Annotated in this window: 24 protein-coding genes; 6 read left to right on the top strand and 18 right to left on the bottom strand. The window is 28.3% G+C overall.

What is annotated here, in order from left to right; genetic code table 11:
* Window positions 1-318: 318 nt before the first annotated feature.
* The 5 genes from dusA to ACEG17_RS01535 all read right to left on the bottom strand — a co-directional run bounded on the left by dusA (window position 319) and on the right by ACEG17_RS01535 (window position 3,849).
* Window positions 319-1,317, bottom strand: coding sequence for a tRNA dihydrouridine(20/20a) synthase DusA (gene dusA / locus ACEG17_RS01555; protein WP_372582294.1), 999 nt, complete (start codon window positions 1,315-1,317; stop codon window positions 319-321).
* Window positions 1,318-1,392: 75 nt separating this feature from the next.
* Entirely contained in the window at window positions 1,393-2,187 is a 795-nt protein-coding gene (locus tag ACEG17_RS01550) for a M48 family metallopeptidase (RefSeq protein ID WP_299570573.1), read from the bottom strand.
* A gap of 86 nt (window positions 2,188-2,273) precedes the next feature.
* Window positions 2,274-2,456 (bottom strand): hypothetical protein, encoded by a 183-nt coding sequence (locus ACEG17_RS01545; protein ID WP_372582293.1) that lies wholly within the window; start codon window positions 2,454-2,456, stop codon window positions 2,274-2,276.
* 67 nt (window positions 2,457-2,523) lie between these two features.
* On the bottom strand, window positions 2,524-3,429 hold the full coding sequence (locus ACEG17_RS01540) for a YlmH family RNA-binding protein (protein WP_372582292.1): 906 nt from the start codon (window positions 3,427-3,429) through the stop codon (window positions 2,524-2,526).
* A 12-nt stretch (window positions 3,430-3,441) separates the two neighbouring features.
* Complete coding sequence (locus tag ACEG17_RS01535) at window positions 3,442-3,849, bottom strand: YkvA family protein (protein WP_372582291.1); 408 nt, start codon at window positions 3,847-3,849, stop codon at window positions 3,442-3,444.
* 228 nt (window positions 3,850-4,077) lie between these two features.
* Here ACEG17_RS01535 and ACEG17_RS01530 point away from each other — a divergent pair, with 228 nt between their 5' ends.
* Both ACEG17_RS01530 and ACEG17_RS01525 read left to right on the top strand, forming a co-directional pair.
* Window positions 4,078-4,578, top strand: coding sequence for a hypothetical protein (locus tag ACEG17_RS01530; RefSeq protein WP_372582290.1), 501 nt, complete (start codon window positions 4,078-4,080; stop codon window positions 4,576-4,578).
* A gap of 316 nt (window positions 4,579-4,894) precedes the next feature.
* Window positions 4,895-5,029 (top strand): hypothetical protein, encoded by a 135-nt coding sequence (locus ACEG17_RS01525; RefSeq protein WP_372582289.1) that lies wholly within the window; start codon window positions 4,895-4,897, stop codon window positions 5,027-5,029.
* On the opposite strand, the gene ACEG17_RS01520 is transcribed toward ACEG17_RS01525, so the two are convergent.
* From ACEG17_RS01520 to ACEG17_RS01505, 4 genes are all read right to left on the bottom strand, one after another.
* Entirely contained in the window at window positions 5,019-6,539 is a 1,521-nt protein-coding gene (locus ACEG17_RS01520) for an ABC transporter permease/substrate-binding protein (protein WP_372582288.1), read from the bottom strand. The two genes, ACEG17_RS01525 and ACEG17_RS01520, sit on opposite strands and share 11 nt — an antisense overlap.
* Window positions 6,540-6,742: 203 nt before the next feature.
* Window positions 6,743-7,267 (bottom strand): NAD(P)H-dependent oxidoreductase, encoded by a 525-nt coding sequence (locus ACEG17_RS01515; RefSeq protein WP_372582287.1) that lies wholly within the window; start codon window positions 7,265-7,267, stop codon window positions 6,743-6,745.
* 140 nt (window positions 7,268-7,407) lie between these two features.
* A complete protein-coding gene (locus ACEG17_RS01510; protein WP_372582286.1) occupies window positions 7,408-8,241 on the bottom strand; it encodes an ABC transporter ATP-binding protein in 834 nt (277 codons plus the stop codon).
* 15 nt (window positions 8,242-8,256) lie between these two features.
* Complete coding sequence (locus ACEG17_RS01505; RefSeq protein WP_372582285.1) at window positions 8,257-8,712, bottom strand: MarR family winged helix-turn-helix transcriptional regulator; 456 nt, start codon at window positions 8,710-8,712, stop codon at window positions 8,257-8,259.
* 383 nt (window positions 8,713-9,095) lie between these two features.
* On the opposite strand from ACEG17_RS01505, the gene ACEG17_RS01500 reads away from it, so the two are divergent.
* The 4 genes from ACEG17_RS01500 (at window position 9,096) to ACEG17_RS01485 (ending at window position 12,159) form a co-directional block, all read left to right on the top strand.
* The gene (locus tag ACEG17_RS01500; protein ID WP_015769305.1) at window positions 9,096-9,452 is read left to right on the top strand and encodes a Fur family transcriptional regulator; all 357 of its coding nucleotides are present in this window, start codon (window positions 9,096-9,098) and stop codon (window positions 9,450-9,452) included.
* Between the two features lie 142 nt (window positions 9,453-9,594).
* Window positions 9,595-10,524 carry a metal ABC transporter substrate-binding protein gene (locus ACEG17_RS01495; protein WP_372582284.1) on the top strand — a complete coding sequence of 310 codons (930 nt, stop codon included), beginning with the start codon at window positions 9,595-9,597 and terminating at the stop codon, window positions 10,522-10,524.
* Window positions 10,525-10,574: 50 nt separating this feature from the next.
* A complete protein-coding gene (locus tag ACEG17_RS01490) occupies window positions 10,575-11,273 on the top strand; it encodes a metal ABC transporter ATP-binding protein (protein WP_372582283.1) in 699 nt (232 codons plus the stop codon).
* Window positions 11,274-11,349: 76 nt separating this feature from the next.
* Entirely contained in the window at window positions 11,350-12,159 is an 810-nt protein-coding gene (locus ACEG17_RS01485; RefSeq protein WP_372582282.1) for a metal ABC transporter permease, read from the top strand.
* Window positions 12,160-12,333: 174 nt separating this feature from the next.
* Here the strand turns inward: ACEG17_RS01485 and ACEG17_RS01480 are convergent, their stop codons facing one another.
* The 9 genes from ACEG17_RS01480 to nrdI form a co-directional block, all read right to left on the bottom strand.
* On the bottom strand, window positions 12,334-12,522 hold the full coding sequence (locus ACEG17_RS01480) for a hypothetical protein (protein WP_372582281.1): 189 nt from the start codon (window positions 12,520-12,522) through the stop codon (window positions 12,334-12,336).
* Between the two features lie 55 nt (window positions 12,523-12,577).
* Entirely contained in the window at window positions 12,578-13,309 is a 732-nt protein-coding gene (locus ACEG17_RS01475) for a YaaA family protein (RefSeq protein WP_372582280.1), read from the bottom strand.
* Window positions 13,310-13,312: 3 nt separating this feature from the next.
* On the bottom strand, window positions 13,313-14,317 hold the full coding sequence (nrdF, locus tag ACEG17_RS01470) for a class 1b ribonucleoside-diphosphate reductase subunit beta (protein ID WP_021770171.1): 1,005 nt from the start codon (window positions 14,315-14,317) through the stop codon (window positions 13,313-13,315).
* 78 nt (window positions 14,318-14,395) lie between these two features.
* A complete protein-coding gene (locus ACEG17_RS01465) occupies window positions 14,396-14,692 on the bottom strand; it encodes a type II toxin-antitoxin system YafQ family toxin (protein WP_372582279.1) in 297 nt (98 codons plus the stop codon).
* A complete protein-coding gene (locus ACEG17_RS01460; RefSeq protein WP_068154069.1) occupies window positions 14,682-14,972 on the bottom strand; it encodes a type II toxin-antitoxin system RelB/DinJ family antitoxin in 291 nt (96 codons plus the stop codon). Before ACEG17_RS01460 ends, ACEG17_RS01465 begins: the two co-directional genes overlap by 11 nt.
* Before the next feature lie 392 nt (window positions 14,973-15,364).
* Window positions 15,365-15,991 carry an Abi family protein gene (locus ACEG17_RS01455; RefSeq protein ID WP_372582278.1) on the bottom strand — a complete coding sequence of 209 codons (627 nt, stop codon included), beginning with the start codon at window positions 15,989-15,991 and terminating at the stop codon, window positions 15,365-15,367.
* Window positions 15,992-16,325: 334 nt separating this feature from the next.
* Window positions 16,326-18,038 carry a hypothetical protein gene (locus ACEG17_RS01450; protein WP_372582277.1) on the bottom strand — a complete coding sequence of 571 codons (1,713 nt, stop codon included), beginning with the start codon at window positions 18,036-18,038 and terminating at the stop codon, window positions 16,326-16,328.
* A complete protein-coding gene (gene nrdE, locus ACEG17_RS01445; protein ID WP_372582276.1) occupies window positions 18,026-20,125 on the bottom strand; it encodes a class 1b ribonucleoside-diphosphate reductase subunit alpha in 2,100 nt (699 codons plus the stop codon). Before nrdE ends, ACEG17_RS01450 begins: the two co-directional genes overlap by 13 nt.
* Before the next feature lie 492 nt (window positions 20,126-20,617).
* A complete protein-coding gene (gene nrdI, locus ACEG17_RS01440; RefSeq protein ID WP_372582275.1) occupies window positions 20,618-20,989 on the bottom strand; it encodes a class Ib ribonucleoside-diphosphate reductase assembly flavoprotein NrdI in 372 nt (123 codons plus the stop codon).
* Between the last annotated feature and the right edge of the window lie 33 nt (window positions 20,990-21,022).

The following is a 21,022-nucleotide window of genomic DNA, read 5'->3' as shown; positions in this document are numbered from 1 at the left end:
ATGAAAGGTTTCTCCTTAATGTGGTTTGGTAGATTTACATTATATCAGAAACCTTTCTTTTTTTGTATATGCTTGTCACATATGTATTATCTCACAACAGTTTTGAAATTTTTACAATTTTATAGTAAAACTTATTTAAAACTAAACTCAAAAGCTATGACTATTTTACTCAAATCATAAATTTATATAATTTTAGCAGTTCAATTTTAAATGGGTTCGAGTATATATTCAAATTATTTTAAAATATAAAAGGTTACCTAAGAATTTATCTCAAATAACCTGAATTCATTTTTATTCAAATAAAACTACTAACATTTATTATAAGTCTTCAATTTTCTTTAACAGCTCTCTTAATGTTCTAGAATCTGCTTTTGGCTCATTAATCGCCCTTTTCCAAGCTTTACTGCCACGTATGTTATGAAATAACCCATGTGTGTGCATTAGAAACAGATGTGGACGCAATTGCTGTTTTTCCATATTTTCAACATAATGAATCATTTTTTCTATGATTTCTTTACGAGTAATATTTATGTCCTTCCCGTAATATTTTCCAAATTCAGTCAGAATCATAGGATTATCATAAATTTCACGTCCTAGCATTACAGAATCAACATATTTTAAATGTTCATCAATTTCCTTAACAGTTTTAATTCCACCATTAATTTCTATATGTAATTCAGGATATTCTTTTTTTACACGGTAAACTTCATCATATCTAAGAGGTGGAATACTTCTGTTCTGCTTTGGATCAAGTCCTGCAAGTATTGCTATCCGTGCATGGATAATATATTTATTTACCCCAATTTCTTTAGTAGTATTAATAAAATTTACCATATCTTCATATTTGTCTAATAGTGTTCGTTCGAAAGAAGCTGGCAATATATTTTTTCCATCAATTCCTATTCTATGTTTTATCGAAACTGGCTTATCTGTTGCTTCCTTCATTGCCTTTACTATATTTGCTACTTCTTTTGGAAATGCCATAAGATAAGCACCCATCATATTTCCAGATACTCTGTCTGATGGGCATCCAACGTTTAGATTAATCTCATCATAATTGTATTTTTCAGCGATTTTTACAGCCCTATATGCTTCTTCTGGATTTGTTGCCGCAATTTGCAGAACAATTGGATGCTCCACTTCATCAAATCCCAAAATATAGTCTAAATCTCCATTAAGAATAGCCTGTGCCGTTATCATCTCTGTATACAGTAAAACGTCTTTATTTATCATTCTTACAAAATTTCTAAAATTTCTATCCGTTCTGTCTACCATCGGAGCGATACTTATCTTATTATTCACAACATTTCCTTTCATACTTTTTTGATTATTTTTCCTATCAAAATTTTATTCAATACGAGAATAAAAAATACGGTAATTTATATTATCAATTTATCTTGCTTTATAATATTTCATTGCTTCAGGCAAGAATTTTCTAGCTGCTTCAATTCTATTTTTTCCAGATGGATGTGTTGATAGAATTTCAGCTCCTTTTCCTGAACCTATTGAGTCCATTCTCTCAAGTGCCGTAATTGCTTCAGATGGATTATATCCAGCCATTGCCATAAATATCATTCCATATTTATCTGCTTCATACTCCTGTGTTCTATTAAATTTCAGAAGTGTAATGGACAGTCCGCTTGAAACAAGAGAAGATACAGCATTTCCTCCTGTTACAGCATCTGTTACAGTCGCAGCAATTCCTGCAAGTGCCCTATTACTTGAAGCTTCCGCATGGTGTCCTCCAATAACATGTCCAATTTCATGCCCCATTACAAATGCGACTCCTGCGTCACTATTAAGAACTGGCATTATTCCAGTATAAAAGGCTATTTTCCCACCTGGCATTGCAAACGCATTTATTTCGTTAGTTTTTATTAAATTAAACTCCCATTGTAAATTTCCTAACTTCTTTGATAATCCATTTTCATTCAAATATTGCTCAACTGCTGTTGAAATTCTTCCACCAATTCTTCTCAATCTTTGCCCATCAGCTGTATCATTTGCAATCAGCCCTTTAGCACTAGCCTGCTGAATAAACTGCCTATAAGCAGAAACTGAACTTGAGGCAACACTTTCATCACTTACCAGCTTTAATTGTCTTCTCCCTGTAAGAGGTGCCACTGTACAGCTTGAAATCATAGTTACTGCTGTTATTAAAAATAAGATTTTTGAATATTTTTTCATTTTTAAACTCCTTTTCCTTTTTTAGATATATTTGTTTAATTTTACAATTTTTTTTTACAATTTTCAATATTATTTTTTTAAGTCTATTATTTTTCCTTGAATTTTTCATACAAAAATAATATTAATGCAATCGGAATTATCCAACCTGCAACTGATAAAAATACTGAAAATGCCAATTTTAGAAAAGCAATTACTGCCACTATTCCAACCGCTATTACAAGACATCTTATAAGTATTTCAAAATCGCTTTTTGGTGTAACATCTTTCATTTTTCTACCTTCTTTCTTTAATTTAAAATATTTAAATTAAAATCGATAAATATATATTTTTTTAATTCTAAATATATTTTTTCACAAGAATTCTCTCTTTTCCCTTTTTTGTTTCTCCTTTATCTAAGAACAACTTATACTTTCCAAATCCTCTTACTGTAATCAAACTACCAATCTCAAGCATTTTTGACTTGTCCTTTTCTTCTACATAATCTACAAGGACTTTCCCTTTTTCAATCGGATCAATTACTTTTGTACGAGATAAATTGGTAATTGTTGAAACTATACTATCTAGACGTTTTGACGGAACAGTTACTAACTTATCATCATACTTGTATTTTGGAAGGCTGTTTTTATTTTTTGTTTCAATAATTTCAATTTCACAAGGCGCTTTTCCAATTTGTTTTAATTCTGAAATAATGTAATCTGCAATTTTTTCAGAAACTGGAATGTATCCCAAAACCTGTTTATTTTCATTTTCAATAATTAAATCCCCCATAAGTTCTCTTTTTATATTAAGACCCATAAGGCTTCCCAAAAAATCTTTGTGTAAATATTCACGGAATCTTGAATCTATCGATATTTTTAACAATTTATTCGGAAATTCAAAACTATTTTTACTAAAATTTTCTTCAAGTTCTTCATAACTTTTTATTTTTTCATCATTAATATCGAAATTTTCATTATTTTTATCAGAATCATTATAAAAATTTTCAAAATTATCATTTCCGTTTATAAAAATATCAGGTACAAATGCAATTTGCCGTCTATCACTATCAGTAAAAACACCGTCACAGGTAATATTCACTCCGCCCATCTTTTTTCCAAGCTTCTTCCAAAAATTTGGTGTATAAAATTCTTCTGTAAAACTTATAATTTCATAATTTCGTGCAATTTCATATGAATTATATAATTTACTCGCCAAATACTCCATTTCTTTTGGAAACTGCTTCAAAAAATTTTCTTTTTTCATATTTCTCCATTTCTAATCTTCATTTACAACTCTTAGATTATCCCAATCTACATTCCTATCTTTGTCTTCTCTTTTCTTCTGAATCTCAAATTTTTCATATTCAGAAATTAGATTCCCTAATTTTGAAATAACATAAGCTACAATCCCAATATCATCGCCAAATCCAATAATAGGTAAAATATCAGGTACTGCATCAATTGTTGAAATAACATAAACAATTGCTCCAATGATTTTTACCTTATCCATCGCCGGAATCTTAAATTCTCCTCTTCTATCCGCCTGTAGCATTCTAACAAGAAGTCCAAATTTTGTGGCAACTGCTCCTAGATGATTTTTCAATTTTCCTGCCTTTTTCAAATCTTCTACTGTAACTTTTGTCTTTTTATATTTTTCATACAATTTTTTTGCTCTTTTTAACATAATTTTCCTCTTTCATAAACTTAATCTTCTTAATTATACTAAAAAAATCTTTTTAATTCAATTATATTAACTTAAAATTACCAAAGTAGAATATTTTTTCAAAAAAATTTTAAAACTTCACAAAAAAGACACAAATTTTACATAATTTTGTCAAAATTTATTGATATTATATCCTTGTCGATAAGGAACGATGCAAAAAATATAAAATAAATAAACGGAGGAACTACTATGAAAAAAATAGGTAAGAAAAAAATTTTAGGAATCGCTTTATTAACTTCATTATCAGTATTTGCAGGAACAACTGTTGCGACAAATAATTCTAGCAGAACTACTACTGCCAATAGCATGGCTAATGATGAATGCAAACCGCCACACAGACTGCAAAAAGACAGTAATGGAAATCTTGTGGATGAAAATGGAAATATTATAAAAAAACCTGATACAGCTAGAATCGAAGAATTAAAAACCAAATTAAATAATGGAAAAATTACAAAAGATGAAGGGGCAGAAATTGCAAAAATGCTGGAAAGAAAAGGTCCGCACGGTAAACCAAATGATAAATGCAAGCCAAAAGACGCACCAAAAAGATTAACTGACACAGAAATTCAGTCTCTTACAAAATCTTTAAATAGCGGAAAAGTCTCAAAAGACGAGGCAAATAAACTAATAGAAATGTTAAATCACAAACCTAAAGGACCTAAACCTAATGATATGCCTTTAGACCAATAAAATAGTCATACTAATAATAATGCTAACAAATATATTTTTAATAATTCATATCTTAAATAGTGAATTTTATAATACTCTCTCCATATTCACTATTTAAGAAAAAAATGGCAATCCTGCAAGTTATAAGAAATTATAATTCAGGACTGCCATTTTAGTATTTCTAAATATTTAATACTCAATCTATTTAAATAACAAATTTATTACAAACTTTTCTAATAGAAGATATAAATCTAATATTTTCAAATAATTCAAGATGTAATTTTCATTTTTTAAACAGAATCTAGTCTAAATTAATCCGTCGGAGCATTTTTATGTAGTGACAAAACTGTTTGAGCATAGCGAGTTTTTTGTCAGTGCAGAAAAATGTCGTAGACTAGCCATAGGTTATAGGATTTGCGGCAATGAGCAATCCTATGAAAATAAAATAGAAAAAACTGTATTTATTTTTTAATTAATCTATTTTTTATCAAATATTCCTTTGCCACATCATAAGCTTTTTTTCCATTGACTCCTACTTCAAAGTTCATTTTACGCATTTCGTCATCTGTGACTTTATTATGTAATTTATTTAAGATTTGCTCTAATTTCGGATATTTTTTCAAAGTTTCTCTTTTCATTAAAGGAGCTCCCTGATAAGGCGGGAATAAATTCTTATCGTCTTCCAGAACTGTAATTTTATACTGCTCCAGCTCACTATCTGTAGAATAAGCATCTATCACGTTTATATCTCCACTTTGTACTGCTACATAACGTAGTTTTGGCTCAAATTCCTTCACACTTGAAAATTCAAAGTTATATAATTTTTTCATTCCTTTGTATCCGTCTTCCCTGTCAACGAATTCTCTTGTGAAACCAACTTTTGCTTTATCTTTTACTCGTGCCAAGTCTGATATTTTTGTAATGTTATTTTCACTTGCAAATTTTTGTGTCACTCCAACTGCATAAGTGTTATTGTATGCCATCGGCTTTAATAGTACCATATCATATTTTTTCAAGATTCCATTTCTAGCCTGCTCATAAACTTGCTCTTTTATATTACTTACTGGTTTTTCGCTAAGGAATGTAAATACTACAGTTCCTGTAAATTCAGGATAAATATCGACATTTCCTGATTTCAAGGCATTAAAGTTAAACGATGTATTTCCAAATCCTGCTTTTAGTTCCACATCCACATTCATTTCATCCTCAATCAAAAGTTTATACATATTTATCAATATTTCCGGCTCTGTTCCCAATTTCCCTGAAATTACAATTTTATCTTTTTTGCTTTGTTTATTCATAACTAAATTTCCAGCAAAAAATATTATAAACAGACTTATAAATGAAATTACAATTACTTTCCAGTTTTTATTTTCCAGTTTTTTAAGCACAAAATCAAATAAAACTGCTAACAATGCTGACGGAATTGCTCCAAGCAAAATTAAGTTCATATTGTTTCTATCAAGCCCGAGTAAAATCAGTTTTCCAAGCCCTCCTGCACCAATTAGCGAAGCAAGTGTCGCCGTTCCAATGATAAGCACTGTTGCTGTACGGATTCCTGCCATAATTACAGGCATTGCAAGTGGCAGCTGAACTTTAAAAAGCTGTTGCATCTTATTCATTCCCATAGCCCTTGAAGCCACCATATATACTGGATCAACTCCATTTATTCCCGTATATGTATTTCGTAAAAGTGGAAGCAAGGCATAAATTACAAGTGCTGTAATTGCAGGTTTTCTACCAATTCCCATAATTGGAATCAATAATCCAAGTAATGCTAGTGAAGGTACAGTTTGCATTATTGCTGTAAGTCCGATAATTATTTCTGCTATTCTCTTCTTATATGTCAAATAAATTCCAAGAGGAATTGCGATAATCAAGGCAATTACAAGTGCATAAAATGAAATCTGGATATGCTCAATAACAGCCTTGAAAAACTCCTCTTTACGCTCATAAAATACTTGAAAAAAGTTATTATTCATTATTTTTCTCCTTTTATTTATAAAATTTACTCATTTAAAGTTAAATCAGGAAGTATCTAAAAAATTCAAAATCTATGTTGTATTTGGTTTATGAATTGTTATAAAACTAATACTGTTATTTTTGACTTAAAAAACTTTTTAAAAAATTATTATTTTAATAGTTTTCAATATACCTAATCATAACTGTTTATTTTGAATTTAATCTAATCTTGTGAATTATTTTTTATATATTCTGCATATTTTTTTGCACTTTCAACAATCTTTTCATCGCTTAAATCAGGCTTTACTCCAAATAGTGAATAAATTGGCAATTCAATACCTTCAACATAATCTATACTTAACAAAAACGGTTTTAGCACTTCTTTTATTGTCAATCCATTTGTTCCATCATATCTTGATGCAATTCCTCCAGTTGTAACTGCAACTCCTATTTTTTTCCCTTTAAGAACTTTATTTTCGCTATAAAGAGATGACACAAATACAGTATCTATCCATTCTTTAAGCAAAGACGGACAATTAAAGCAAAATAAAGGAAACTGCAATATTAAAGTACCTGTTTCAGACAATAATTTCAGTTCTTTTTCAACGTCAATCTTTCCATCAGGGTATTTTTCATAAATATTATACAACTCTACATTTGATAATTTTTCTGCTTCTTCTTTAAAGGCTTTATTTGCTCTTGAATTTTCCATATCAGGATGTGCCAAAACCACTAATGTTTTTTTCATTTTTATTTTCCTTCTTTCTTTCAAATTGTTTTTCTTAGTTTTCTTAATAATCCATTTTCAAAAATTATTAAAATTATTTCTTTATTAGGATATTTCTGAAAACTATTAAAATAATAATCTTTTAAAAATTTTTTTCATTTTTATTTATATTTTTTTATTTCTAAAATCATTTTCTCATATTCCCCATTTTCCTTTAATTTCTCAATAATTTTTTTATCAATTTCATTTTCAGCATTTTTATTTTGCTCCAAACTAATAAATTCCCTTACAAATTCATCTTTCGGATTATTAATTAATTCAGATTTCGTTCCAGATTGAAGAATTTTCCCATCCTTAATTATAAAAATCCTATCTCCCAGATAAAAAGCTTCCTCAATATCGTGCGTTACAAAAACAATCGTTTTATTAATTTTCTGCTGCAATTCCTTTATGTCTTTCTGTAAACTTTTCCTTGTAATCGGATCTAACGCACTAAAAGGCTCATCCATAAGTATAATTTCAGGATTTCCTGCTAATGCTCTTGCAATTCCAATTCTCTGTGCCTCCCCGCCAGACAGTTCAGACGGCATTCTTTTTAAATATTTCTCACTTTCCAGCCCAATCATTTCCAGAAGTTCCTCTGTCCTTGCCTTAATCTCTTCTTTCTTCCAACCTTTTAATTCAGGTACTATACTTATATTTTCTTCTACCGTCAAATGAGGGAACAAAGCAACTTGCTGTAAGACATAACCCATATTCCAACGCATTTTATGAATATTATATTCAAAAATATTTTTCCCTTTTATTTCTATTTTCCCAGAAGTCGCATCCTCTAACCTATTTATCATTTTCAAAGCTGTAGTTTTTCCGCTTCCCGAAGTTCCGATAAACACAATAAATTCTCCTTCATTTATCGAAAAATTCATATCCTTTACAGCTTCATTTCCATTTGGATACACTTTATTTACATTCTGAAATTCTATAATTTTATCCATATTCTATCCTTCCCATCATTTTTTACATATTTCCTTTTCAACTTTTTCCAAATTTTGTGAAATTCTTTTAAAAAACTCTTCACACATCTCAATTTCCTCTTGAGAAAATCCTTCATAAACATAATTTATCATAGTTTCAGAAATTTCCTCATATTCTTTTTTAAAGCCTTGTGCATATTCAGTAAGTTTTATCAGCACTTTCCGTCTATCATCAGGATGTGGCGCTCTTTCTATCAGACCAGCCTTTTCAATTCTATCCAGCATTGGTGTAAGCGTATTTATTGCAAGCCCTGTTTTTTCTGATAATTCTTTACATGTTACATTATCTTTTTTCCAGAGTATATGCAAGATTTTCCCACGTTCACCATTAAAAATGGTAATTTCTCTTTTTGAAAGAATGTAATTTAAGATTCTATCATGTATCTGCTTAATTTTACTTACATATATTCCCAAATTTACTTTTTTATTCATCATAACCTCCTAACCTAAACAAAATTTTCTTGACTTTTTAGTTCTATATAGTATAATACTATAAAGAATTATTTTTGTCAATTTAAAAATTTTTGCATATAAATATTTTGAGTCAAATTATACTATCCAAAAAAACTTATATTAATAGAAAAATAATATTTTATTCTAAAATGCACTAAATTAAACTACAAAAAATTATATAAATTAACAAATAGTCATAACTTTTGAGTTCCTTTTTAAATAACTTTTACTATAATTTAATATTTATATGAAAACCTATTCATTTGACAAATAGGTTTTTTTAATATATAATCAAAAATATTTGCGAATGATTTGCAAATTTGCAAAATAAAAAACGTTTTTTATTATTAGGAGATGTTATTATGAAATTAACTAAGAAAAGGCAGCAAATACTTAATCTTATACAGTCTTCAGACACTCCAATAAATGCCAAATTTTTAAAATCAAAAGTAGATTTTGACTTATCGACAGTTTATCGAGCTTTGGAATTTTTAGAGAAAAATAATTATATTTTTTCATTTGACTTTGAAAATGAAAAATACTACTTTAAGGAAGAAAATGCCAATTTTTTTATTTGTGATTCTTGCAAGCATATTGAAACTATGCCTGAATTTTCAAATGAAGAAACAGAAAAAGAAAAAAGCGAATTAAAAAAACGAGGCTTTTCACTATTGTCACATCTTTCGATTTTTAAAGGAAAATGCAATGATTGTGATTAAATTTATGATTTATACTAGACTCTGTTTAAAAAATGAAATTATATTTTAATTATTAAAAAATATTAATTTTTTATCTTTTTCTAGAAAAGTTTTTAATAAATTCATTATTTTATTACAAAAAATATATATAGGAGGAATTAAAATGAAAAAATTATTACCATTACTTTTATTATCAGCTCTGTTTATTTTTTCTTGTGGAAATAAATCAGAAACTAAAAAAGAGCAAGGAACTGCTACAGGAGCAAAGGAAAAAATTGTAACAAGTGTGCCACCTTTAAGATGGCTTACTCAAAAAATTGCAGGAGATAATTTTGAAGTTATTTCAATTGTGCAACCAAATATGAATCACGAACTATTTGAGCCAAAACCTTCAGATTTGAAAATTCTGGAAAATTCAAAAGTATTTTTCACTTACAATATGTTAGGATTTGAAGAAACAATTTCTAACAGCCTAAGTGATAAAAATAAAATTGTTAACGTATTGGATGGTGTTGATAAAAATTTATTTATCAAAGGAGATCATGATCATGACCACGAACATGAACACGGTAAAAAGGAAGAACATGAACATCATCACGAGCATGAAGGACACGGCGGAATTGATCCACATGTATGGTTCTCGCTTGATATGATGCCAAAAATTGCTGAAAATATAAAAAATGAATTGTCAAAACTTTACCCAGACAAAAAAGAAACTTTTGAAAAAAATTACAATGCTTTCATCACAGAACTTAATCAAGTAAAAGCAGAACTTTCACAAAAAATGGCTTCAAAAACTAAAAAATCATTTATGATTTATCACCCTGCATTAAACTATTTCCTAAAAAACTATGCCATTGAAGAAATTTCAATCGAGCAGGAAGGAAAAGAGCCATCAGCACAGCAAATTAAAGAAATCATTGACGAAGCAAAAGAACATAACATAACTACAATCCTAGTTCAGCCTCAATTTCCAAAACAAAGTGCCGAAGCTATTTCAAAAGAAATTCCTAACTCAAAAGTCGCTGAATTTAATGTTGACAAGGAAAATGTCTTTGAAAATCTAAAACAGTTTGTAGATTATTTAAATTAAAAATTTTTATTCAAAAAAGAACGAGAAGAAAACGAAAGGATAAAAATTTGATGGCTAACGGACAGAATAAAAAACTTGTGAGTGTACGAAATCTTAACTTTAAATATAACAATGACTATATTTTGAATGATATAAACTTAGATATTTTTAAAGGAAAAAATGTTGCAATTCTGGGAAGAAATGGTGGCGGAAAATCGACTTTAGTAAAAACCATGCTTGGATTTTTGAGAAAAAATTCTGGCAGTATTGAATTTTTTACAAGTGAAAACAAAATTGGATATTTGCCACAAATAAGGGAGTTTGACACTTCCTTTCCCATTAACATTTTTGACTTGGTAATATCAGGATTGACTAATAAAAATAATCTTTTCAGAAGATTTAACAATGAAGAAAAAAAACGTGCTGAAATACTCTTGAAGGAATTTGATATTTTTCATTTAAAAAATAAATTAATAAACGAAGTATCTGGAGGACAACTTCAAAGGGCATTAATTGCACGTGCCTTAATTTCTTCGCCAGAACTTATTTTTCTTGATGAGCCGGAATCATTTCTGGATAAGGAATTTGAATTTAAACTTTTTGAAAAAATAAAGGAATTGTCAGATTCAACAATAGTTGTAATTTCTCACGAACTGGAAAAAATTTACGACTACATTGATTCAATTTTTGTTGTGGAAGGCAATATTCGAGTTTATGAGAAAAAAGAAGATTACGTGTGCAGCAATCCTTATTTACATTCACACAAATAAAATTTACAAAATTAAAAGATAAATTATTAAAGATTGGGGAAATATGGAATTTATAAAAATTTTTGAATACGCTTTTATGAGAAACGCCCTTATTGTAGGGCTTCTTTCAAGTATATGTTGTGGAATAATAGGAACTTATATTGTAAATAAAAAAATGGTCTTTATTTCATCAAGTATCAGCCATGCCTCTTACGGCGGTATTGGAATAGGAATTTACCTAATTTATTTCTTTAACTTGCCAATAAAGGATCCATTATTTTTTGGACTGATTTTCTCAATATTGTCAGGTATATTGATTTTGGTTCTAAAAGACACTCTTCACGTTGACGGTGATTTGGGAATAGGTATCGTTATGTCAATGGGAATGGCTATCGGAATTATTTTTGCCTTCTTGACACCCGGCTATCAGGCGGATATGTCAACTTACTTATTCGGAAACATTCTTTTATCCAACACCCTAAACATAATTTTACTGCTAATACTGGACATAATCACAATCACATTTTTCATCATCTTCTACAAAAGCATCGTATACACCAGCTTTGATGAAAACTTCTACAAAATCCACAGCGTACCAGTAACCTTCATAAACTACTTTATGATAATCCTAATATCCTCTGTAATAATAATAAACATAAAAACAATAGGAATTATCCTAATAATCTCAATCCTGACAATCCCACAAGCAATCGCAGCCTCACTCGCAAGAAAATACTCAACAATCATAATTCTATCCATAATTTTCTCATTCATCGGAATACTATCAGGACTATATTTTTCCTACACGCTAAATATTCCGTCAGGCCCTTCGATTATTGTACTGCTTACGATTTTATTGGCGTTAGTTAAGGTTGGGGGATTTGTGAAGGGTAAATTTTTGAATTGACTTTTTTATAAATATAGATAAACAAAAATAGAGAGCATATATATAAAACTCTCTATTTTTTAAATTATTTAATTATCAAAAATGCAAATATAACCATAGTAAAACTTATTTAAAACCAAACTCAAAAGATATGACTATTTTACTCAAACCATAAATTTATATAATTTTAGCAGTTTAATTTAAAATAGGTTTGAGTATATAATCTACTAGATTTTCAGTTTCTGTCTTATATGGTGCTTGTTCTGAAAGTTTTAATAAAAATTTTCTTTTTTCATCAGATATTTTTTTATCTTTTATCACAATTTTATCTTTTGAAAATCCTAAAATCCCCAATAATAAAAAAATCAAGATTAGTTTATTCATATACTCCCTTCATAACTTTATAAAACAATACTTTCTCTTTTACAATCACTTATTGTTATTTCTTCACATAAACAAATTTTCTCTCATCCGACATCTCTTCACTAAAAACATACCCATCCAAAGTAATATTTCTCAATTTTTTCACATCACTAATCTTATTTTTTACAATATAATTCAATGTAAAGCCTCTCATTTTCTTCGAGTTTGTACTCACTTGCTTTAATTTCCTATTTGAGTCTTCCCAAAACTCAAAATCAATTAATTTATCAGGGTTTATAAGTTTAGAATATTCCTTTGAGGCAAGATTTAAAATAATATCTTCGTGTTCAAAATATTCATTCACGCTAGTTTTCCAGACTTCATAAAGCGACTTATTCTCAAAAATCGAGTTTGTCATATCAAGACGATACTCCTTCACATTTGTATAAGGTGTCAAAATCCCATACAAAGCAGATAAGATAACCAAATGCGATTCCAAATATTCAAAATCACTTTTATCAAACGTTTCAATCTTTATAGCCTTATACGCAACACCAGTATAGCTTGCCAAAGCATTTCCGCTTTTCTCTTTTTCATAATTTTTATAAAATTCCAATAACTTTTGTGCCTTTTCATTTTTTAATTTAAACTTTTTCTCAATTTCCTCCACAGAAAAGGTTTTTATTTTTTCAATAATTTCATTTGTTATTTCTAGATAAAAAGGCTCTTTTTCAGTCAAAGAGCCATTATCTTTTATTGGCAAATTGTTAATTTTTTTAGTTTTGCTTGGTGATATTATAATTTTCATAGATTAAATCTCCAAATCTAATTCATCATTATTAAATTTAAAATCATCATCATGCAAATGCACCACTTCCAGTGCTTTTTCATAATTCGTAGATTTTTTCGAGAAGAAATCATGCTGTGTTGTTTCCACATTTAACCCATTTAACACAATTGGATTTACATTCTTCACTTCAAATTCTTCTTCAAATCCTAGATTCATCAAGGCTTTGTTCGCATTGTAACGGATGTATTCCTTAACATCGCCTGTAAGCCCTAAATCACCATAAATTTCATCAGTATATCTTGTTTCATTTTCATATAAGTCGTACATCAATTTTTTCAGTTCAGCTCTCATATCAGCTTTTTCTTCTTCGCTGAAAGAATTGTATAATTCTTGAAATAATAGTCCGACAAAAACTCCATGAATCGACTCATCAGCTATGATTTTCTTGATTATGTCGCAGCTTGCAACCATTTCTCCCTGTCCTGCAAGCCAAAGCGGTAAAAAGAATCCGCTGTAAAATAAATATGTTTCCAAATAAACCGAAGCTGCCAGAGCCATCGCAATATCTCTTTTTGAAGCCTCAGGATTATTCATTTTCTGATAATATGTATCAATTTTATTGGCTTTATACTGCAAATGCGGATTTTCCTGAACCCATCTGAATGTTTCATTAATCTCCCTTGTAGATGCAACCGTTGTAAATATTGTCGAATAAGACTTTGCGTGAATCGTTTCCATCATACACATATATGAAAGCACCGAACGATTTTGCAATGACTCAATATGATCAATAATCTTCGGCATCCCCGTATGGCTCTGCAACGTATCCAAAAGCGTCAATCCTCCCAACACGTGCAAATACGCCAACTTCATCGCAGGCTCAAGCGAATTCCAGCTATCAATATCCTTTGATGGAATATACTCCGTATCAATCCAGAACTGCTTCAAATTCTGCTCCCAAAACATCTCTACATAATCATTTTCTGGTGTGTTCCAGTTTACTGCTTCGTATATTTTCTTTTCCATTTTTTTGTTTTCCTTTCTTGATAAAATTGTTTTATCAATTTATATTATCTCAATCAACTCCCACATTTTATATAAAATTTAGAATAGTTCACTATGACTACCTGATGCTAATAAAATCAATATTAATTTATCTTCAACTATCTCATAGATTAATAACCAATCTGGAGTTATGTGACATTCTCTTGCCCCATCATAATTATTGACTAATTTATGATCCTTGTTTTTAGGAGGAAGTTTCTCTCCTTTTGCTAATATTGAGATTATACTTTCCAATAATTTTAAATCTTTTTTCTGTTTTTTTAGATTTTTTAAATGTTTTTTAAATTTCCCAGTAAGAATAATAGAATATTTATACTCTTCTTTTTTACCCCTCATAATCTTCTCCCAAGACATCTTTAAACATTTCTTCTGGACTACTGTACGATTTATAATTTGAAGGATTTTTCTTAATTTGTTTAGCTTCTTCAAATGCTTGAGCCAATTCTGAATTTTCAGGTAAAGAATTTATATAAAATGGTATGCCTTTTTCTCTTATAGCTTGTTTCAAAAATATATTAATTGCTGTACTAAGACTTAATCCTAAATCTTTAAATAATTCCTGTGCTTCTTTTTTAGTTTCTTCATCTATCTTTATACTTGTATTAACTGTTGCCATAAAATATCACTTCCTTTTATATTTATTATACATACAAAGTATATCTTTTGTCAATCAATTAGTTTATCATAATGTTTATTTATGCCAATCTTTCGGAAAATCCATTTTATATAAAATATCATTTATATCTATAATATCTTTTAGTTTAAATTCAAGTAAACTTAATAATTCTCGTAACTTTTTTGTTAGACTTTCATATTCTTCTTTTGATAAAAATAATTTAAGTCCCTCGTATATCGTAAATAATTTTTGTTTCTTATTATTTGTTATATCTATAATATTATTTATATTTACAATATTTTTTGATGAAAAATCATACATTCTTTCATTATGTGCTGCTATGTTTCTAAATAATGAACTTGCACGTAAAAAAGTTTTTATAAAATTATTATTTAATTTAGGTAAATTTGTGTACTCATTTTATACAAATTTCTAAAATGGCTTATTATTTTATTTTGTACTCTATGCTCTAAAATCAAATAAAACCTGCTCATTTCTCCAAATGTAAAAAAATTAATTACTATCCAAAATGGTATATTATCTTTTGTTGTACTATAATGCTTTATTATACTATTGCTTTTGTTATTTCTTAAAAAATTTAGTTTTTTTACTAAATGTGAAATAAGATGTGTATTTTCATTTCTAATTCCAACATAATAATTATCAAGTTCCGAATAACTTTCTTTATTTGTATAGCATTCCAAATAATAATATGCAATTGCCGTTTTAAAAGCTCTTTCCAATTGTGTCAAAATATCAAAAAACAACATTCTCAAACTTTTATCAAAATCATACAATGCTTTCAAATGATTAAAATGAACTTCCGATTTATAAATATCATTTCCGTTTAAATCTTTCCCTTTTAAAAAAGGTTCTTTGTAAAAATTTATGATAGAATAATAATTATACCTCATTAAACAATAAATTGTTTTCTCATCAGTTTTTACCCGTAATTTACCTCCGTTTTCTCCATTTAAAATCTCAACTTGTTCCTTAAAAGTTTTAAATGGCTTATCCATTCCCTTTCCCCCTTTTATCTCAAAAATGCAAAAAAGCCCTATCAAAATTGAAAGAGCTTTTTCTACAGTCTACAACAACGCACAGTTAAGTGGGTTATTCTTGTAGTACGATCATTAAAATTATTATACTCTATATTTTGATATTTGTCAAATGTAAAAAAATTTTATTTTACTAAGTAAATTTTGGCAACTCTTTTAATAACTTAATTTCAAATCATCAACCTGATTAAGCCCAACCACTATTTTCCAATATGTTGTTTTTTATACTTGCCAATCGTTTCTTGTATTTTTTATATTCGCTTTCTATAAATAACACCTACATTCTTTAATTTTTTTAATAATAAGATTTTTTACATTTATCACTATCAATAAAAGTAACTATTCCACCTTTTGAATTAAATTCAACATTTAATTTACAATTTTTAGTTAAACTATATTTTCCTTCTTTAAAAGTTACTTTTCTTAAAGTATTTGGTTCTAATTTATAGAACTCTTCCTTATCCAAATATAAATCTATACTTATTTCTCTGTCTGATAGATTAGTTAAAATATAATCATACTCTTTAGGAAAAGATTTAAATTGACTTTGCTGATTAACAACACCACAACTTTTTAAATCAATTATTCCAATTTCTGAATCAGAATTAATAGTAAATTGACATTTAGTACCATCATTTTTTTCTATGCTATGTTCACCTGCTTTTAATGTTATTTTTTTTGAAGAATATGATTCTAATATGTAATTGTAATCTGCTGTTGTATCTAATTTTATTTTCATTTCTTTATCAGTTGAATTATTTAAAGTATACTTTTTTAAACCTTTGTCTAATACGTCATTCTGTCTTATTCCATCTTTATTAATCCATATTACAACTAATGATATTATTGAAGCAAACAACACAATTAAAAAAGAGGATATTTTAGGATTCTTCCTTTTATTTTCTACTAAATACTCTGATTTGTATTTTTGGATAAATTTCTTTTCGTTTATTAAATTCCAACCATTTTCATTTTTTAACACAAAGAAAAAATCAAACGAATACACATCACCAATTCTAATATTAATATTATTTTCAAAATTTTCTTTTTTTAATTTTAGTTTTATAGGAAAAATTACAAAACTTTCTTCATTATTATTTTTATACTCATGTAAATTAAAATAATCAAATTCTATATTAAAAGTTATACCGTTAATTCTTTCATTTAATTCATTTTGATTTATTCTCAAAAAACTTAATATTTTTTCTTTATCTTCTTCCAACAAATATTCTGAAATATTTTCATATTTATAGTCTGTTTTAAGTATCTCATTCAAGATATTATTTATTTTTAGTTCCAAAATATTTTTCTTAATTAATAAAAATTCTTTGATTTCAATTAATTCTACAATTCCTATATCTATAATTTCTTTTAAAAATTTTTTTCTTAAAAAATTACTACCTACTAATATACAGTATCCAAAAAAATAACAACCTGCTATAAAAATTATAAAATTAATCCATTCAAATTTTTCATTTATTTTAAAATATTGACTTGATACAACAGATAATATTGGAGTAACCAAAGAAAAGTTGATTGTAGTAATAGTAGTAATTTTTTTCCATTTATTAATTTCGTCATTTATTTCGTTTTCTAATTCCTTTAACAACTCATCTATATTTTCTAGTTTAATTATATAATTTGAATCAATATACTCTTTAAATAAATTGTTGATTCTATTATTAATTAAAACTCTATCATCATAGAAATCTACAATCTCATTTTTCCCAAGTTTTAATTTTGACTTTAAACGTTTAGAATAACACCAATATACCCAAAATATTGATAAATTCATTACCAAAAATACAGTACTAATCCATGTTTTAAAAAAATCTACATTACTAAAAAAATACTTTATAATTCCCGTTGAAGTAATTGGAATTATTAAAATAATAATGATGAATGTTGTCGGAAATCTCTTTTTATAAAAATAATTGGAATTATACTTCTTTTTCTCTTCTATTATAGTTTTAATATGAATAATTTTAGGCTTATTTACACCGAGCAACTTATACACTCCTCAATCGTAGCCTTCCTAGTTCGAGTATAATAAAGCGACTTCAACCCCAGCCTATGTGCATAAATATAAAGTCTAGCCAAATCTCTAGTGCTGTCTGTACTCTTTGTATACAAGATAGTTGAAATTCCTTGATCTACGTGTCTTTGGATTACAGAAATTAGTTTCAAGATATTTTTTTGATCCATATCGTATGCTGACTTATAGAAGAAGTAGTTGTCGTTTGTCAGGTATGGCATTGGGTAGAAAGTTGTGCTGTCTCCGTATTCTCTTACTTCGATTGTGTCAACTACTGGCATTACTGAGGCTGTAGAGTTCATTATGTAGGATGTTGACTGGTTTGGAGCGATTGCCATTCGGTAGGCGTTGTAGACTCCGTGTTTCATTACCTGTTCTTTTAGGTTTGCCCAGTCTTCTTTTGTTGGGATGTAGATTCCTTCAAATAGCTGTTTTATTTTTTCTGTTTGTGGCATGTATTCTTTTGTAATGTATTTGTCAAAATAGTTTCCATTGGCGTATTCAGATTTTTCAAAGTCCTTGAAAGTTTCGCCTTTTTCTTTTGCAATTTCCATTGAACGTTCCAATGAATAGAAGTTTACCATCATAAAGAATACGTTACAGAAGTCAAGCGCTTCCTTGCTTTCATACATAATAAAGTTTTTAGCCAAGTATCCGTGCAGGTTCATTGCTCCCAGCCCTACTGAGTGCAGCTCGTCGTTTGCTTTTTTTATTGACGGAACAATATCAATGTTTGTTAAGTCTGATACCATTGTAAGTGAATCAATTGCCGCTTTTGTAGCTTCTTTTATTCTTTTGTTTTCCATTACTGTTGCAATATTCAATGAACCTAAATTACATGAAATTCCACGTCTTATCGTGTCTTCTTCATAGTAAGCATTAATGTCTGAAACTTCTGATAATTGCATAATTTCAGTACACAAATTTGAGAACTTAACTGTTCCGATTTCTTTTAATGCATGCTCCCTATTTGCGTTATCTTTAAAGAATAAATAAGGGTATCCACTTTCTTTTTGAGTTTGAGAAATTTTCACAAGAAGTTCCCTTGCGTTTATTTTTTTCTTTTTAACATTTGGATTATCAACCAGTTTTTCATACATTTCATTCATATCCATCTCATCCAGATATTGCCCATATTCAAGGAATACTGTGTGTGGATTAAATGTGTAACAAACTTCATCTTCCATTGCCAGCTGCATAAATTTATCTGGAACAATAACTCCGATTGACAATGATTTTATCCTGATTTTTTCATCTACATTTATTTTTTTACTATCCAAAAATTCATTAATGTCAGAATGGAATACATTCAAATAAACCGCTCCAGCTCCAGCTCTTTGTCCTAATTGATTTGCATACGAAAAAATATCCTCTAAAATCTTCATAATTGGTAAAACTCCAGAAGCTCTGCCTTCAACGCCTTTTATTGACTCTCCTCTTGCTCTTACTTTAGAAAGGTTAATCGAAACTCCTCCACCAATTGAAGAAAGTTTCATTGAAGAATCAAAAACATATCCAATCCCGCTCAAATTATCTCCCATTTCATCAAGAAAACAAGAAACAAGCTCCCCAGAACGTTTTTTTCCAGAATTTAAAAAAGTTGGCGTAGCAGGCTGATATTCTTGATTTATCAACATCAAAGCGTACTCTTTCGCTTTTTCAACATCTCCCTGTGCCAAATAAAGCGAAACTGTCGCAACCCTGTCTTCATATCTTTCCAAAAATTTCTCCCCAGAATCATCCATCAAAGCATAACTTTGATAAAATTTCGATGCACTCATAAACGAAGCAAACCTGAACTTTTTATCATAAACCAGCTTAAACACTTCCTTTATCTCATCATGGCTATACATCTCATAAAAATCAATATAATAATCATTTTTTATCAAATATCTCATCTTTTCCTCAAGGTTATGAAAAAACACCGTATTTTTGTTCACATAATCCACAAAATACGAATAAACAGCCTCCTTATCTTTCTCAAGCTGAAAATCCTCCCCTTGCTTTACCATTATCTCGTTATTTAGGTATATCCATTTTTTTGCTCTTTTATCTACCATAATCTTCTCCTATTTTTTTTATTTTATAATTTAACTAAACTCAATGCTTACATAAAATTAATAATTTTTTTCAATTTTAAAACAAATTATTGTTAATAAATATTTTTTCTATAATTTTTATTGTTTTTCCTTTATTTCAGCAGGATTGCTCATTGCCGCAAATCCTGCACCTATGGCTAGACTACGACTTTTATTTATTCAACTCCGAAACTCCTCCTTTCAGTCGTCAAACAGTCGTAGCTGAACAAATAAAAGCTTCGTCAGTTTCTTAAAAAATTGTGTTTTAATTATTTTAAATTATACTTTTTTAAAAGAGTTTATAATAAATCCCTTATTTAAAAAGAATTTTAGTATAAGCATTTTTTTTATAAAATCACAACAACTTTAGTTTAATACAGCGATTAATTTAACTATAACTAAAAAGAACTATTAATTAAAATAATTTGTAATAAAAACATCTTTTAATTCTAAATATCATAATAAAATTAAAAATTAATTATTTTCCAAATAATCTATATAATTTTCTACTTCCGTATTTGTTCCTGACAATTCAAATTTCATTAATACTGGAATTTTGTATTTTTGCTGAATTTTATCAGCTGCTAGTGCGAAAAATTGTCCCCAGTTTCTGTTTCCGCTGGAACTTACTGATTTTAATAGTTTGCTGTTGTTTTCATTTTGCAGAAATTCATTTGTTGTTACTGGAATTTCTCCAATTTTTGTTGTAAATGTCAGAAAATGTCCTTCATTTTTGATTACCATAGTTGGATTTATCTTTATAAAATGCCAGTCTGGACGTTGGGCTTGTATTTTTTTTATGAATCGTTCAACATTTCCTGTTTTTGAATCGTAATATATATACATCGATTTCACCTTGCTTTTTAATATTTGTTTCAC

The sequence above is a fragment of the Leptotrichia hongkongensis genome (assembly GCF_041538065.1).
GTDB classification, from domain to species: Bacteria; Fusobacteriota; Fusobacteriia; order Fusobacteriales; family Leptotrichiaceae; genus Leptotrichia; species Leptotrichia hongkongensis.
Note: the sequence above shows the minus strand (reverse complement) of the source record. Positions and strands in the feature narration are given on the sequence as shown.

Excerpts from the sequence above, each read along its gene's own strand:
- ACEG17_RS01515 (WP_372582287.1), bottom strand. The coding sequence starts at position 7,267 with ATGAAAAAAACATTAGTGGTTTTGGCACATCCTGATATGGAAAATTCA.
- ACEG17_RS01550 (WP_299570573.1), bottom strand. The coding sequence starts at position 2,187 with ATGAAAAAATATTCAAAAATCTTATTTTTAATAACAGCAGTAACTATG.
- dusA (WP_372582294.1), bottom strand. The coding sequence starts at position 1,317 with ATGAAAGGAAATGTTGTGAATAATAAGATAAGTATCGCTCCGATGGTA.
- ACEG17_RS01485 (WP_372582282.1), top strand. The coding sequence starts at position 11,350 with ATGAGAAACGCCCTTATTGTAGGGCTTCTTTCAAGTATATGTTGTGGA.
- nrdI (WP_372582275.1), bottom strand. The coding sequence starts at position 20,989 with ATGTATATATATTACGATTCAAAAACAGGAAATGTTGAACGATTCATA.
- ACEG17_RS01455 (WP_372582278.1), bottom strand. The coding sequence starts at position 15,991 with ATGGATAAGCCATTTAAAACTTTTAAGGAACAAGTTGAGATTTTAAAT.
- nrdF (WP_021770171.1), bottom strand. The coding sequence starts at position 14,317 with ATGGAAAAGAAAATATACGAAGCAGTAAACTGGAACACACCAGAAAAT.
- ACEG17_RS01475 (WP_372582280.1), bottom strand. The coding sequence starts at position 13,309 with ATGAAAATTATAATATCACCAAGCAAAACTAAAAAAATTAACAATTTG.
- ACEG17_RS01520 (WP_372582288.1), bottom strand. The coding sequence starts at position 6,539 with ATGAATAATAACTTTTTTCAAGTATTTTATGAGCGTAAAGAGGAGTTT.
- ACEG17_RS01505 (WP_372582285.1), bottom strand. The coding sequence starts at position 8,712 with ATGAATAAAAAAGTAAATTTGGGAATATATGTAAGTAAAATTAAGCAG.
- ACEG17_RS01545 (WP_372582293.1), bottom strand. The coding sequence starts at position 2,456 with ATGAAAGATGTTACACCAAAAAGCGATTTTGAAATACTTATAAGATGT.
- ACEG17_RS01500 (WP_015769305.1), top strand. The coding sequence starts at position 9,096 with ATGAAATTAACTAAGAAAAGGCAGCAAATACTTAATCTTATACAGTCT.
- ACEG17_RS01490 (WP_372582283.1), top strand. The coding sequence starts at position 10,575 with ATGGCTAACGGACAGAATAAAAAACTTGTGAGTGTACGAAATCTTAAC.
- ACEG17_RS01480 (WP_372582281.1), bottom strand. The coding sequence starts at position 12,522 with ATGAATAAACTAATCTTGATTTTTTTATTATTGGGGATTTTAGGATTT.
- ACEG17_RS01535 (WP_372582291.1), bottom strand. The coding sequence starts at position 3,849 with ATGTTAAAAAGAGCAAAAAAATTGTATGAAAAATATAAAAAGACAAAA.
- ACEG17_RS01460 (WP_068154069.1), bottom strand. The coding sequence starts at position 14,972 with ATGGCAACAGTTAATACAAGTATAAAGATAGATGAAGAAACTAAAAAA.
- ACEG17_RS01495 (WP_372582284.1), top strand. The coding sequence starts at position 9,595 with ATGAAAAAATTATTACCATTACTTTTATTATCAGCTCTGTTTATTTTT.
- ACEG17_RS01510 (WP_372582286.1), bottom strand. The coding sequence starts at position 8,241 with ATGGATAAAATTATAGAATTTCAGAATGTAAATAAAGTGTATCCAAAT.
- nrdE (WP_372582276.1), bottom strand. The coding sequence starts at position 20,125 with ATGGTAGATAAAAGAGCAAAAAAATGGATATACCTAAATAACGAGATA.
- ACEG17_RS01465 (WP_372582279.1), bottom strand. The coding sequence starts at position 14,692 with ATGAGGGGTAAAAAAGAAGAGTATAAATATTCTATTATTCTTACTGGG.
- ACEG17_RS01530 (WP_372582290.1), top strand. The coding sequence starts at position 4,078 with ATGAAAAAAATAGGTAAGAAAAAAATTTTAGGAATCGCTTTATTAACT.
- ACEG17_RS01540 (WP_372582292.1), bottom strand. The coding sequence starts at position 3,429 with ATGAAAAAAGAAAATTTTTTGAAGCAGTTTCCAAAAGAAATGGAGTAT.